The sequence below is a fragment of the Pseudomonas sp. HB05 genome (assembly GCF_016756915.1).
GTDB lineage: Bacteria > Pseudomonadota > Gammaproteobacteria > Pseudomonadales > Pseudomonadaceae > Aquipseudomonas > Aquipseudomonas alvandae.
Genome location: NZ_JAESPG010000003.1, coordinates 105,161 through 119,623 on the forward strand (window position 1 = coordinate 105,161; position 14,463 = coordinate 119,623).

Sequence of the window (14,463 nt, forward strand, 5' to 3'; positions counted from 1 at the left end):
AGTTGATTGTGACCAGCGGACTTGTACCTGACACTTCCGTTCATTGTCCTACGGCCTGCTGGAGTTCTGCCCATGAATGAGTCTGTGCGCTTCGAAGATAAAGTCGTGATCGTCACAGGGGCCGGTGGTGGCCTGGGGCGTGCCCATGCGCTGCTGTTCGCAAGGCAAGGCGCGAAAGTGCTGGTCAACGACCTGGGTGGCTCGGCTCAAGGGGAGGGCGCCAACGCTTCGGCGGCCGACCGGGTGGTCGCCGAAATTCGCCAGGCCGGCGGTATTGCCGAGGCCAATCATGACTCAGTCACCGATGGCGACAAGCTTGTGCAAAATGCCCTCGACGCGTTTGGTCGCGTCGACGTCGTCGTCAATAACGCTGGCATCCTGCGAGACAAGACCTTTCATAAAATGGACGACGCCGACTGGGACCTGGTTTACCGCGTCCATGTCGAAGGGGCTTATAAAGTCACTCGCGCCGCATGGCCGCACATGCGTGAGCAGAATTATGGCCGGGTGATCTTCACCGCCTCCACGTCCGGCATCTACGGCAATTTCGGCCAGTCCAACTACGGGATGGCCAAGCTCGGTCTCTACGGCCTGACACGCACCCTGGCCATCGAAGGCCGCAAGAACAACATCCACGTCAATGCGATCGCTCCCACCGGTGGCACTCGCATGACTGAGGGCCTGATCCCGCCGCAGGTGTTCGAACAACTCAAGCCTGAACTCGTCAGTCCGCTGGTGGTGTACCTGGCCAGTGAAGCCTGCCAGGAAACCTCCGGGTTATTCGAAGTGGGCGGCGGCTGGATGGGCAAGGTGCGCTGGGAGCGCAGCCTCGGCGCCGGGTTCGACCCGCGCAAAGGTTTCTCACCTGAGGATGTCGGCGCCCATTGGCAACAGATTTGCGACTTCGAGAACGCGGTGCACCCGAACGACAATCTCGAAGCCCTGAAAGAAATGATGGCTAACCTGCAGCGCTACGCCGTTTAAGCTTGTCGCCCGGGCCGGTTGTCGTCGGCAGCGGCGACCGGTTCAGGGGAAGTACTTCTTCACCAGGGCGGCCAGGTTCGCGGCAGTCTCGATGTCCATTACACCGTCATGTTTCGCCGGACGGAAGTGCAGTTGGAAAGCCCGTACCAGTCGCTGGAAGCCTACAACCGTGGTGGCGGCCGACGTGTCGTAGCCATATCGCTTGAACTGCCCGACCAGTTGTTCCCGAAGGGGGATCCCATTGGCCTGGTACATCTGCATGAACGTATCCTGGGTAGCGTCATCGAACCAGGCCCCGATGCCCTTGAGATACAACGCGTGCCACGGAAACATCGGGCCGGGGTCGCTCTTTCGTCCCGCAGCGATGTCCGAATGTCCCACTACATTGACCGGACTGATTTCCGGGTATCGCTTGAGAATGTCCGATGCCAGGTATTCGATGGCCTCGATTTGCTGGGCCTTATAAGGCGGAAAGGTAAATTGGCCTTGGTTGTCAGTTGCCAGGTTGACGACTTCCACACCGATCGACGTGTCGTTCAAGTTGCTGCGATTACCCCAGCTGCTCACGCCGGCATGCCAGGCGCGTTGGTTTTCGTCGACCAGATTGAAAACCTGGGGGGCGGCAAAGCCCGCTTTCAAATAACCAGGATCGGCGAAGTCGGGTATGAGGTAATGGGCGCTGACGGAAGGGCCGGTCAACGTGTTGATCGAAGACTCGAAGTTGCCGGCCGTGTAATGAAACACCAGAAAGCGAATGCGGCTGTTATAAGATTTTTTTGAACGATAGCTTTGGTTATTTATGTACATGTCCATAACTCACCGTTAATGAATCGAAGCGAAATACTGCGATTGATTTCAGCGTAACAGTGAATTTTTGCGGGGCGCGTAGTTGCTTTCTGGCTGTGTTGTGGGAAGTGACGACAAACTCAACGTTTCGAATAAGGGCAACGAGGATAGATATTTCCGACGAAGTTGTAGGAAACAGGTAACTCGCGACATAACCCTAAATAAAAAAGGCCGCTGCAAAAAACGCAGCGGCCTAAACGTGACGTTGCAAAGGAGCTACAAATCAACGTCAGTGGACACGGGGATGATGGATCGATGTGCAATCCATCCGAATGACGGTGCGCCAGGCGCGAGGGACGCCGGACGACTTGTGCTTGCAGGCCCGTTGCCCTGCAAGCCCGGCCAGCATAGGGATCGGGCGCCGCGGGAAACAGCCCGGTTTCGGACATGCACTGTTGCGGTGCGCGCAACAGTCGTGACGGTCGGCATTGCTCATGCGCGGCGTTGATAACCCATCATCCAGCCGGTTCATGTCCCGCTCAGAGGCCGCTCCCGCATAGGCTGTAATCCTTTTTAGGTACAGCGCGAATACCCCCTTGGTGCGCTTATCGCCCATGACGTGCGGCAGTAGGGTGAAGGCTCTGTCACTCACCGGGGAAGACGCATGACAACAATAACAATGCGCGCCATCTTCAAGCCGCAGGCGCTGGCCGTCGCGGTGGCCTTGGGTTGCTGTGCCCAGGCGCAGGCCGTTTCTTTCAACATTGGCGAAATCGAGGGCCAGTTCGACTCCTCGCTGTCCGTTGGCGCGAGTTGGGGCATGCGCGATGCCGACAAGGATCTGGTCGGTACGGTCAACGGCGGGACGGGGCAATCCTCCACCGGTGACGATGGACGACTGAACTTCAAGAAGGGCGAGACCTTTTCGAAAATCTTCAAGGGCTTGCACGACCTGGAACTCAAGTACGGCGACACCGGTGTGTTCGTGCGTGGCAAGTATTGGTACGACTTCGAGCTCAAGGATGAAAACCGTGAGTTCAAGGACATCAGCGACAGCAATCGCAAAGAGGGCGCCAAGTCGTCAGGCGCGCAGATTCTCGATGCCTTCGTCTATCACAACTATTCCATCGCCGATTTGCCGGGCACCGTGCGCGCCGGCAAGCAGGTGGTCAGTTGGGGTGAAAGTACTTTCATCGGCAACTCCATCAACAGCATCAACCCGGTGGATGTCTCCGCGTTCCGTCGCCCGGGCGCGGAGATCAAGGAAGGCTTGATCCCGGTGAACATGCTGTTCGCCTCCCAGGGCCTGACCGACAAACTCACCATCGAAGGTTTCTACCAGTTGGAATGGGACCAGACGGTTGTCGACAACTGCGGGACGTTCTTTGGTAACGATGTGGTGGCTGATGGGTGTACCAGTGGGTACACGGTGGGCAGCCCGGCGATTGCGCCGTTCGTGCCGTTGACCCAGGCCTTTGGCCAGGGCATCCAGGTGACTGACGAAGGGGTGGTCATCGGCCGTGGTGCTGACCGCGATGCGCGGGATTCGGGGCAATGGGGCACGGCGTTGCGTTGGCTCGGCGATGACACGGAATACGGTTTGTACTTCATGAATTATCACAGCCGTACGCCGACCGTGGGAACCACGACGGCAGGGGCTTCCACGCTGGCCGCCTTGCCAGGGATGATCGCGATAGCCAACGGGATAGTACCGGGTAGCGGCGCGGGCCTGGCCCAAAGTGTAATGTTGGGTCGCGGTGGCTATTACCTTGAATACCCCGAAGACATCCGCCTCTACGGCGCAAGCTTCTCCACCACACTGCCCACCGGCACCGCGTGGACCGGCGAAATCAGCTATCGCCCCAACGCACCGGTGCAGGTCAACACCAACGACCTGACGCTCGCGTTGGTCAACCCGATCGCGGGGGGCGCCGCTTCACCGATTGCCACTTCTGCCGGCGCCGACAACACCGGCTACCGCCGCAAGGAAGTCACCCAGGTCCAGAGCACCCTGACGCATTTCTTCGACCAGGTCCTGGGCGCCGATCGCCTGACCGTGGTGGGCGAGGCGGCGGTCGTGCATGTCGGTGGCCTGGAATCGAAGGACAAGCTGCGTTATGGCCGCGACTCGGTCTACGGCCAGTACGGCTTCAACGGCGACACCGACGGTTTCGTCACCTCGACGTCCTGGGGCTACCGTGCCCGGGCGATCCTCGACTATTCCAACGTCATCGGCGGGGTGAACTTCAAGCCCAATGTGTCCTGGTCCCATGACGTGGCCGGCTATGGCCCCAACGGCCTGTTCAACGAAGGCGCCAAGGCCGTCAGCGTGGGTGTCGATGCCGATTACCGCAACACCTATACCGCCAGCCTGAGCTACACCGATTTCTTCGGCGGCGATTACAACGTTCTCGAAGACCGCGACTTCCTCGCGCTGAGCTTCGGCGTGAACTTCTGATCTGGCTGACAAGGAAAACCCAATGCGCAAGATGATCCTGCAATGCGGTGCCCTGGCCCTGAGCCTGCTGGCCGCGAACGTGATGGCGGCGGTGTCGCCGGAAGAAGCGAACAAACTGGGCACCAGCCTGACCCCGCTGGGCGCGGAGAAGGCCGGTAACGCCGATGGCTCGATCCCGGCCTGGACCGGCGGCATTGCGAAGAACGCCGGTGCCGTGGACAGCAAGGGCTTCCTGGCCGATCCGTTCGCCAATGAAAAACCGCTGTTCATCATCACCGCCGCGACTGTGGATAAGTACAAGGACAAGCTGTCCGACGGCCAGGTCGCCATGTTCAAGCGCTACCCGGAAACCTACAAGATCCCGGTCTACCCGACCCATCGCAGCGTCGGCCTGCCACCGGAAGTCTATGAGGCGGCCAAGCGCAGCGCGCTCAATGTGAACGCGATCAACGACGGCAACGGCCTGGCCAATTTCACCGGCAACCGCTACTACGCGTTCCCGATCCCGAAGAACGGCGTTGAAGTGCTGTGGAACCACATCACCCGTTATCACGGCGGCAACCTGCGGCGTGTCATCACCCAGGCCACGCCGCAGACCAACGGCAGCTTCACGCCGATCCGCTTTGAAGAAGAGATCGCCGTGCCGTTCCTGATCAAGGACGCCGACCCGGAAAAAGCCAGCAACGTGCTGACCTATTTCAAGCAGGAAGTGACGGCCCCGGCGCGCCTGGCCGGTAACGTGCTGCTGGTGCATGAAACGCTGGACCAAGTGAAGGAGCCGCGCCTGGCGTGGATCTACAACGCCGGCCAGCGCCGCGTGCGTCGCGCCCCGCAAGTGGCCTACGACGGCCCGGGCACCGCCGCCGACGGGTTGCGTACGTCGGACAACTTCGACCTGTTCTCCGGTGCGCCGGATCGCTACGACTGGAAGCTGGTTGGCAAGAAGGAAATGTACATCCCGTACAACAGCTACAAACTCGATTCGCCGAGCCTCAAGTATGACGACGTGATCAAGGCCGGCCACATCAACCAGGACCTGACCCGCTATGAGTTGCACCGTGTCTGGGAAGTGATCGGTACGGTCAAGCCCAGCGAGCGGCACATCTACGCCAAGCGCCACATGTACATCGACGAGGACAGCTGGCAGGCGGCGCTGGTGGACCACTACGACGGCCGCGGCCAGTTGTGGCGCGTCGCCGAAGGTCATGCCCAGTTCTACTACGACCACCAGAACCCGGGCTACACGCTTGAGGCGCTCTACGACATCATCGCCGGCCGCTACATCGCCCTGGGGATGAAGAACGAAGAGAAGCATGCGTACGTCTATGGCTTCGAGGCTCGTGCAGCCGACTACACCCCGGCGGCGCTGCGGTCGAGTGGGGTTCGCTAAAGCGGCTGGCACTGTGGCGAGGGAGCTTGCTCCCGCTGGGCCGCGCAGCGGCCCCAATCGCCCCTAGGAGAAATACGCAAATCGAAGACCGGCAGCCGAGCTGCCGGTCTTTTTTTTTATGGCCGCCAATCAGCGCGCTGAATACTTCTCCTAAGGTGGTCGACAGAGGTCTAGGGTGAAGGAACAACAATAAAAGGGACCTTGCACAATGACCGCCATGACTCCGTGTCCGGACCGTCCTGGGCTGTTGCCTCGCCTGTCTTCGACGCATGTGTCGCGCCGGTCGTTGAGCGAGCCCCTGCTGGCGTCCGAGGCCCGAGTCAAGCTGCTTTGCGCGCCGGCCGGCAGCGGCAAGAGCGCATTGTTCGCCGAATGCTTCTTGCAGGCCCCGGCTGAATGCCGGTTGCACTGGCTGCCGTTGGCAGGCGCGGCACTCGATGCCGCGCAGCTGTGTGAATGCCTGGCGCAAGCCCTTGGCCTGCCCGTCACGGATGAGGCAAGCCTGTCGGCCCATCTGGCCCGTTTGCAGGCCCCCACGTGGCTGTTCCTGGACGATTATTGCCGGGTGCCCAATCCTGAGCTGGACCAATTGCTCGACCGTCTGTTGAACGCCAGCAGTCCCGCGCTGCACCTGTGGCTCAATGGTCGCCGGCGTCCTCACTGCAACTGGCCGCGCCTGTTGCTCGACGACGAGCTGTATGAGTTCGACGCGAAAGCCTTGGTGTTTGGCGTCGAGGATGTCCAGCAATTCCTCAGCCATTTGCCCGGCCCGCTGGCGGCCCGCACCGCCCGCGAAGTCATCCAGCGCAGCGGTGGCTGGTGCGCCGGGGTGCGCATCACATTGCTGGAACGTTGTGAATGGGCGCGTCGTCACGCCGCGCCGGGGCGTCCCGGTACATTGCTCGATTACCTGGAATACGAACTGTTCGGCAGCCTCACGCCCGAGCTGGCCCAGGCCTGGCGGGTGTTGGCGCATCTGCCGCGTTTCAATGCCCGGCTCTGCGAGCATCTGTTCGGTGACACCGTGGGGGCTGAGTGTCTTCCCCTGTTGCGGGACCTGGGCTGTTTTATCGAGCCGTGGGAAGCGTCTTCGGACTGGCTGCAGATTTTCCCGCCGCTGGCCCGGCTGGTGCGCGATGAACCTTGGCCCCAGGGGCGTTCCTGGCACCGACGGGCCTGCCAATGGTTCGCCGCCGAACAGGATTGGCCCATGGCGTTCGAGCAAGCCATGCAGGCCGAGGAGTTCGAGGCCGCCGTCAGTTTCCTGCAGCATTTGAATTTCGAACATGTGTTGCAACGCAGCAACGTCCAGCTCTTGCTGAACCTGCACGACCAGCAGGGTGAAGCGCTGTCGCTCGGGACAGCGCAATCGGTAGGCCTGGTGACCACGGCCTTGATGTTTGCCGGACGTTTCGACCAGGCCGAGGCCTGCATCGAACAGTTGGTCAAATTCATGCCCCAGCCCCTGGCTTGCCAACAGCGACAGTTGATTGCCCGATGGCAGGTCCTGCGTGGATGGTTGCTGCACCTTCGAGGCGACGGCGAACAGGCCCGCGAGCATTTTCTCCACGCCCAGGCCAGCCTGGGCCCCGACGCCTGGGCGCTGCGGGTGTTGTGCCTGATTGGTCAGACACAGCAGGCGTTGCTCAAAGGTGAATTGGCGTCCGCCCAATGGATCAATCGCCAGGCACTGTGCCTGGCGCGCGCGCAAGGCTCGCTGGTATTTGAAGGCCTGCTCGAACTGGATCATGCCCAGGTCCTGGAGCAACGGGGGGCTCCTCACCGGGCCGATCACCTGCTGGGTGCAGTCCAGGCACTGCTTGATAAGCCTGGGCAGGATTTTTCCGCGTTGCTGGGAAGAATCGCCCTGCGTCGTGGACGACTGTCCTTGCGAATGGGCCTGGATGAGCAGGCCGACGAGCACTTTCAGGCGGGCCTGGAAACGGGGCTGCGCAACCAGGACAAACAGGTGCTCTATGGCTTTCTTGGCAAGGCCTGCCTTGCCGCCAACCAGGGCGATTATGGCGAGGCGTTCATGCAGCTTCGCGACGCCGAACGCATCATGCAGCAGCGGCACATTCCCGACACGGTGTACCGTGGCGTATTGCTGCAAACCAGTTGTCAGTTCTGGCTGCAACAGGGACGCCCGGAACTGGCCCATGAAGTACTGACTCGCGTCTTGCGGCATTTTTGCGGACCGCAGGCCAAGCAGGCGCCGCCCGCCACCCTGGAACTGATCCCGCGTCTTGAGTACCTGCTGGTGCTGACCGAGGTCTATCTGCATCGGGCGCAGGATGCCCAGGCCCGGCTCAAGGACATGATCACCCAGGCGCAACGCTGTGAAATGCACGGTCTGGAAACCGAGTTGCACCTCGCCCTGGCTGAGGTGACCTGGCTGACCGGCGATCGCTCCCAGGCGCGCGCGCTTCTGCAGGAGGGTCTGCAGCGTGTCGCCTGTTGGCGAGCGCAACAGGCCCTGCGCGAGCTGCGCTTGCGTCAGCCTGAACTGTTGCGCTGGTTTGAATCGGCCGGACACATCGAGCAGCCAACCGTGCAGACCGAAGAGACCCTGCTCAGCCAGCGTGAGTTGGAAGTGCTGGAATTGATCGCGCAAGGTTATTCAAACCAACAGATCGCCGAGCAGTTGTTCATTTCATTGCACACCGTAAAAACACATTCGCGTCGAATTCACAGCAAGTTGGGTGTACAGCGGCGTACGCAAGCGGTTGCCAAGGCGAAAGTGATGGGCGTCATGAATTAAGCTCGGGACGTTTTACTCATACTTACACTTGTTTGGGAAGTAACGGAGAACGTTTGATGTATAAGTGTCGGGCTTACATTGGAAAGGGAGTTTGGTTAGTCCCGGATTTCAATAAAAAAGTAAGTCGCCGTAACAGGCGCCATCAACGGAACGAACATGAAGTTCGTAACCAATACCGAACAAGGATGTTTATGTACGCACCATTATTTTCTTCATATTCGCAAAAGCTTCTTGCCTTGAAAGCAACCCGCGTCGATTTCGCCGTGGAGATCTTGCTGGGGCAGGCGTTGGATGGGTTGAACGTCAATCCACACAACAGCTATCTAAATATTTTGGAAAGCTCGTCCAGCGCCGAGTTTGCTCGTTCGATCACCTTGTTTGAAGAAGCGCTGGCGTGTGTCGAAAGAAAGTCCAGCCCGACCTACACGCAAGGCGTCAGCGAGATTTTCAGCAAGCGCTACTCCTTCGCCAATGAAGATCGGATCAAGGCGCTGAATCTTGTTGCCTTTGAAAAGATCGTCGCCGACATCGTTTCGAGCCTGACTGACGAACCGTCGATGGCGTTGTCCCGCACTCGCCTGAGGCCTCTGGCTGTAGAGGAAGTGGAGATGGCGTTGAAGTTTCATTTGCCTGGCGTCGATCTGAATAGCATCTATGTAACCGATTTTGCCACAGATGACTTTGGCGATCGGATCATCACCTCATCCGCAAAGCTGGTAGATCAGCTGCTGGGGTACTTCGACAATGATGAGATTCCCTGCCATGGAAGGGATGGCGCGGTCTATTCGGTCCCCTACAGTGGCAAGGAGGAGCATCGGCATCCACAGTTGACCGCCGGATACCTTAACGACCTGCTGATCAAAGTCTTACCGGGCTTCCTGATCTGATCCGGGATCGGTCTCATAGCCCATCCGCCAGCTCACGGCCCGGGTCGCCGCCAACAAGCGTTGCGCCGCCGGGCCGTTCTCATCGGCATGAAACAGCGACGTCGGGCCGACAATGGTCATGACCGCCGTGACGTGGCCCATGGCGTTGAAAACCGGCGCCGACAACGCGTCTACCCCGGGCATCAGCAAACCGTGGACATGATGCAGGCCGCGTTGACGTATTTGTTCGCGCAGCGCCGCGTAGGCCTGGTCATCCGCCAGCGGATGAGCGCGGGCGGCGCGGATTTCCTCGTCGCGCAGTCCGACGGTTTCGCGCTCCGGCAAGTAGGCGCTGAAAACCAGGCCCGTGGAGGAACTGAGCAACGGCAAGACCGAGCCCAGTTGCGTCACGACGGTGACGGCTCGCACGGCCGGTTCGATGCGCACCACGGTCGCGCCGTGGTTCCCCCACACCGCCAGGAAACAGGTTTCGTTCAAGTCGTCGCGCAGCTCTGCCAAGGGCAGGGCGGCCACTTGCAGCACGTCCATGCCGTTCAAGGCCGCCAGCCCCACGCGCAAGGCTTCGCGGCCCAGGCCGTAGTGGTTGGTGGCGGTGTTCTGTTCGGCGAATCCGCTGGCGATCAAGGCCTGCAGATAGCGATGGACCTTGCTCGCCGGCATCTGCACGTGTTCGGCCAGGCGCGACAGCGACGTGGAGGGGGAGAGTTCGGCCAGCGCCTTGAGGATGTCGGTGCCGACCTCGGCCGAGCGGACTTTCTGTTTACCGTTGCTGGGCGGGTTTTCCATGGAAGTGCGGGTCCGGAGGGCGAATGGGCGTCTTTATAGCTTGACGGTCGTCGTCGAGCAAATTACGTTATGCGTAATTGAATTACGATAAAAATAACCCGGTGCGCCTCGAACATTGCACGATGTGATGGGCCGCATCCCAGGAGGCTCCATGAACCTCGATTCCACGGCGTCGGATCTGGCTTATCTGTCTGGCTTCGGTAACGAGTTTTCCAGCGAAGCGCTGCCTGGCGCCCTGCCGGTTGGCCAGAATTCTCCGCAGAAAGCACCGTACGGCCTGTATGCCGAACTGTTTTCAGGCACCGCTTTCACCATGGCCCGCAGCGAAGCGCGGCGAACCTGGATGTACCGCATCCGACCCTCGGCCAATCATCCGGCCTTTGCCAGGCTTGATCGTCAGTTGGCGGGTGGTCCACTGGGTGAGGTCACGCCTAATCGCCTGCGCTGGAACCCGCTGGAGATCCCTGCGCAGCCGACCGATTTCATCGACGGGCTGGTGCGCATGGCGGCCAACGCCGGTTCGGACAAACCGGCGGGCATCAGCCTCTATCACTATCGCGCGAACTGCTCCATGGAACGGGTGTTCTTCAATGCCGATGGCGAATGGCTGGTCGTGCCGCAGCTCGGGCGCTTGCGGATCGTCACCGAATTGGGTGTGCTGGAGCTGGCGCCGCTGGAAATTGCCGTGCTGCCGCGAGGGCTGAAGTTGCGCGTCGAGCTTCTCGACCCGCAGGCCCGCGGCTACATCGCCGAGAACCATGGCGCGCCATTGAGATTGCCGGACCTGGGGCCTATCGGCAGCAATGGCCTGGCCAATCCACGGGATTTCCTGACGCCCGTCGCCCATTACGAAAACCTCGCGCAACCGACCACGCTGGTACAGAAGTTCCTGGGTGAGTTGTGGGCGTGCGAGCTGGATCATTCACCGTTCGACGTGGTGGCCTGGCATGGCAATAACGTGCCGTACAAATATGACCTGCGCCGATTCAACACCATCGGCACGGTCAGCTTCGACCACCCGGATCCGTCGATCTTCACCGTGCTGACTTCTCCCACGAGTGTCCACGGCTTGGCAAACCTCGATTTCGTGATCTTTCCGCCGCGCTGGATGGTGGCGGAAAACACCTTCCGTCCGCCGTGGTTCCACCGCAACCTGATGAATGAATTCATGGGCCTGATCCAGGGCGCGTACGATGCCAAGGCCGAAGGTTTCCTGCCCGGAGGCGCATCGTTGCACAGTTGCATGAGTGCCCATGGTCCCGACGGCGAAACGTGCACCAAGGCCATCAATGCCGAACTCAAGCCGGCGAAAATCGACAACACCATGGCGTTCATGTTCGAGACCAGCCAAGTGCTGCGCCCGAGCCGCTTCGCCCTGGATTGCCCTCAATTGCAAACGGACTACGATGCCTGCTGGGCCTCGTTGCCAGTCACGTTCGACCCGACCCGGAGATAATCCATGACACACGTTTCCTCCACCCGCAGTTGGGTCGCCTCCGCCAACGGTCATGCCGACTTCCCGCTGCAGAACCTGCCGCTGGGCATTTTCAGCATCGCTGGCGGCGCCCCGCGGAGCGGCGTTGCCATTGGCGAGCGGATTTTCGATCTGCAGGCAGCGTTGCAGGCAGGCCTGTTCGAGGGCGCGGCAGGCGATGCGGTCGCGGCCATGGAAGGTGGTCAACTGAACGCTTTCTTCGACCTGGGCCGCACCGCCCGGGTCGCCCTGCGTGAACGGCTCCTGGAGCTGCTGCGCGAAGACAGCCCGCTGCGGGACAAGATCGAAGCCCAGGGTGACAGCCTGTTGCCCCGTGCGGCGGATTGCCAGATGCACCTGCCCGCAAAAATCAACGACTACACCGATTTCTACGTCGGCATCGAGCACGCGCAAAATGTCGGCAAGCTGTTCCGCCCGGACAATCCGCTGCTGCCCAACTACAAATACGTGCCCATCGGCTACCACGGTCGCGCCTCGACGGTCCGCCCTTCCGGCACCGATGTGCGCCGCCCGAAGGGCCAGACCTTGCCGGCTGGCCAGACCGAGCCGACCTTTGGCCCGTGCGCGCGCCTGGACTATGAGCTGGAACTGGGCATCTGGATCGGCCAGGGCAACGCCTTGGGCGAGCCCATCGCCATCGGCGATGCTGCCGAGCACATTGCCGGTTTCTGTCTGCTCAACGATTGGTCGGCGCGGGATATCCAGGCCTGGGAATATCAGCCGCTGGGGCCGTTCCTGTCGAAAAGTTTCCTGACCAGTGTCTCGCCCTGGGTGGTCACCGCTGAAGCCCTGGAACCGTTCCGTCGTCCCCAACCGGCGCGTCCCGAGGGCGATCCGCAGCCGCTGCCGTACCTGCTGGACAAGCGTGACCAGGCCGGTGGTGCATTCGACATCGAGTTGGAGGTGCTGCTGCTGACCGAAACCATGCGCGAACAGAACCTGCCAGCCCATCGGTTGACCCTCAGCAACACCCGATACATGTACTGGACCGTGGCGCAGATGGTGGCGCACCACAGCGTCAACGGCTGCCAGTTGCAGGCAGGTGACCTGTTTGGCTCGGGTACGTTGTCGGGGCCGGAAAGCGGCCAATTCGGCAGCCTGCTGGAAATCACCGAGGGCGGCAAGAAGCCGATCGAATTGGCGTCCGGCGAAGTTCGCAAATTCCTCGAGGACGGCGATGAAATCATCCTGCGCGCGCGTTGCAGTCGTGACGGCGTGACGTCCATCGGCTTTGGCGAATGCCGCGGCAAGATCCTGCCGGCACGGTGAGGAGCGGGGCATGGAACTCTATACCTATTACCGGTCCACTTCGTCGTATCGGGTGCGTATTGCCTTGGCGCTCAAGGGGCTGGATTACCAGGCCCTGCCCGTCAACTTGATCGCCCCACCGGGGGGCGAGCATCGCCAGCCGGCGTACCTGGCGATCAATCCGCAAGGGCGGGTACCGGCCCTGCGCACTGATGAGGGCGCGCTGCTGGTGCAATCGCCGGCGATCATCGAATACCTGGAAGAGCTTTATCCACAGGTGCCGCTGCTCAGCAACGACCTTGCGACCCGCGCCCACGAACGGGGTGTCGCGGCGTTGATTGGCTGCGATATTCATCCCCTGCACAACGTCAGCGTGCTCAACAAGCTGCGCAAGTGGGGACACGACGAAGCGCAGGTGGCGGAGTGGATCGCGGGTTGGATCAGCCAGGGGCTGACGGCGGTGGAGCAGTTGATTGGCGATGACGGCTATTGCTTCGGCGCGCTGCCAGGCATCGCGGATGTGTACCTGATCCCGCAGCTGTACGCGGCCGAGCGGTTCAATGTCTCGTTGCAACCGTATCCGCGAATCCGGCGGGTTGCGGCGTTGGCGACCGGACATGCGGCGTTCCAGAAGGCGCATCCGGCGAATCAGCCTGACACCCCGGCTTGAAATTGGCGCAAGCCGGCTTACCGTCATCGCGAGCAAGCTCGCTCCCACACAGATGGCGCCAGACCCAGGCTCTCTGTGGGAGCGAGCTTGCTCGCGATGGCGATCCAGCAATCACCACAAAAATCCAAAGCCCGTACTCATTCAGTGCACAATCGAATTGGGCGGCAAATGCCCCAGTCGCTCGGTCAGGCGCAGCCGCTGGATCGGATCTTCACTGAGCATCAGCGCGTGCTCAAGGTCGAAGCGTTCAGCGTTAGGGCAGTCGAGGCGCTGGTAAAGACTGGCGCGCGCCAGGTAGTCGGCGGCGTTGGCGTTGCCCATTTCGAGCACTCGTTCGGCATCAATCAGCGCCGCGATGTAGTCATCGTTCGCCAGGTGCAATTGCCGCAGGTTGCGCGACAACCGTTGCAGCATCTGCATCGGCTCGGCATTGAACATATGCTCGGCCTTGAGCGGCATGTTCGTGCCGTACTGACGCTGCAGCAGTTCCCGGCAATCATTGGGGTACAACCGTCGGCCGCCGCACGGGTCGAGCAGATGGTCGGCACCGGGTACGCGTAGCAGGAAATGGCCGGGGAAATTGACACCGGCCATTGGGATTTCCAGGCCGCGGGCCAACTCCAGGGCGATCAGGCCGAGGGCCAGGGGCTGACCCCGTTTGTGCGCCAGGACCTTGTCCAGCAGTGCCGCGCGGGGCCGTAGCGGGGTGGAATCATCCTGGGCGAAACCCAGGTCATTGAGGCGTCGAAGCAAGGGCTGGCCCAATTCACTGACCGGCAACATGGGCAGGCCGTGGCTGACCTGCCGTTGCAGATCCTTGAAGTCCTTCAACAGCGTCGGTACATCCAACTCGCGATCATGTTCAGCGGCGATCCATAGCGCTGCTTCGAACAGCGCCGGGGGGGAGCGGTGCAGGCAATCAAAAAAGGCTTGGCGCGGCGTCATCACAATCTCCGGGCTATGCCTCGTTTTAGCTCTGCCATGGGTTTTCGTCCAGT

The 14,463-nt window shown here is 61.0% G+C and carries 11 protein-coding genes; 8 read left to right on the top strand and 3 right to left on the bottom strand.

From position 1 onward, the window contains the following. Positions 1–72: 72 nt before the first annotated feature. On the top strand, positions 73–984 hold the full coding sequence (locus tag JMN22_RS04625) for an SDR family oxidoreductase (protein WP_198796641.1): 912 nt from the start codon (positions 73–75) through the stop codon (positions 982–984). A 42-nt stretch (positions 985–1,026) separates the two neighbouring features. Here the strand turns inward: JMN22_RS04625 and JMN22_RS04630 are convergent, their stop codons facing one another. Then, positions 1,027–1,791, bottom strand: coding sequence for an N-acetylmuramoyl-L-alanine amidase (locus tag JMN22_RS04630; RefSeq protein ID WP_198796640.1), 765 nt, complete (start codon positions 1,789–1,791; stop codon positions 1,027–1,029). Positions 1,792–2,434: 643 nt separating this feature from the next. Between JMN22_RS04630 and JMN22_RS04635 the strand changes: the two genes are divergently transcribed. The 4 genes from JMN22_RS04635 (at position 2,435) to JMN22_RS04650 (ending at position 9,266) form a co-directional block, all read left to right on the top strand. After that, positions 2,435–4,228: a DUF1302 domain-containing protein gene (locus JMN22_RS04635; RefSeq protein ID WP_198796639.1), complete on the top strand. Its 1,794-nt coding sequence runs from the start codon at positions 2,435–2,437 to the stop codon at positions 4,226–4,228. A 22-nt stretch (positions 4,229–4,250) separates the two neighbouring features. Then, positions 4,251–5,618 carry a DUF1329 domain-containing protein gene (locus tag JMN22_RS04640; protein ID WP_198796638.1) on the top strand — a complete coding sequence of 456 codons (1,368 nt, stop codon included), beginning with the start codon at positions 4,251–4,253 and terminating at the stop codon, positions 5,616–5,618. A gap of 208 nt (positions 5,619–5,826) precedes the next feature. After that, entirely contained in the window at positions 5,827–8,379 is a 2,553-nt protein-coding gene (locus JMN22_RS04645; protein ID WP_030139899.1) for a LuxR C-terminal-related transcriptional regulator, read from the top strand. Between the two features lie 191 nt (positions 8,380–8,570). Beyond that, positions 8,571–9,266 carry a hypothetical protein gene (locus JMN22_RS04650; RefSeq protein ID WP_030139900.1) on the top strand — a complete coding sequence of 232 codons (696 nt, stop codon included), beginning with the start codon at positions 8,571–8,573 and terminating at the stop codon, positions 9,264–9,266. On the opposite strand, the gene JMN22_RS04655 is transcribed toward JMN22_RS04650, so the two are convergent. Further along, a complete protein-coding gene (locus JMN22_RS04655) occupies positions 9,246–10,052 on the bottom strand; it encodes an IclR family transcriptional regulator (protein WP_198796637.1) in 807 nt (268 codons plus the stop codon). The genes JMN22_RS04650 and JMN22_RS04655 overlap by 21 nt on opposite strands. A 151-nt stretch (positions 10,053–10,203) precedes the next feature. On the opposite strand from JMN22_RS04655, the gene hmgA reads away from it, so the two are divergent. Genes hmgA through maiA form a run of 3 tightly spaced genes read left to right on the top strand, consistent with a single transcriptional unit; the run spans position 10,204 to position 13,465 of the window. Beyond that, the gene (hmgA, locus tag JMN22_RS04660; RefSeq protein ID WP_198796636.1) at positions 10,204–11,508 is read left to right on the top strand and encodes a homogentisate 1,2-dioxygenase; all 1,305 of its coding nucleotides are present in this window, start codon (positions 10,204–10,206) and stop codon (positions 11,506–11,508) included. A 3-nt stretch (positions 11,509–11,511) separates the two neighbouring features. Continuing rightward, positions 11,512–12,816 (top strand): fumarylacetoacetase, encoded by a 1,305-nt coding sequence (gene fahA, locus JMN22_RS04665; protein WP_198796635.1) that lies wholly within the window; start codon positions 11,512–11,514, stop codon positions 12,814–12,816. A gap of 10 nt (positions 12,817–12,826) precedes the next feature. Next, positions 12,827–13,465 (top strand): maleylacetoacetate isomerase, encoded by a 639-nt coding sequence (maiA, locus tag JMN22_RS04670; RefSeq protein WP_198796634.1) that lies wholly within the window; start codon positions 12,827–12,829, stop codon positions 13,463–13,465. A gap of 141 nt (positions 13,466–13,606) precedes the next feature. On the opposite strand, the gene JMN22_RS04675 is transcribed toward maiA, so the two are convergent. Then, positions 13,607–14,410: a SirB1 family protein gene (locus JMN22_RS04675; RefSeq protein ID WP_198796633.1), complete on the bottom strand. Its 804-nt coding sequence runs from the start codon at positions 14,408–14,410 to the stop codon at positions 13,607–13,609. Positions 14,411–14,463 lie beyond the last annotated feature (53 nt).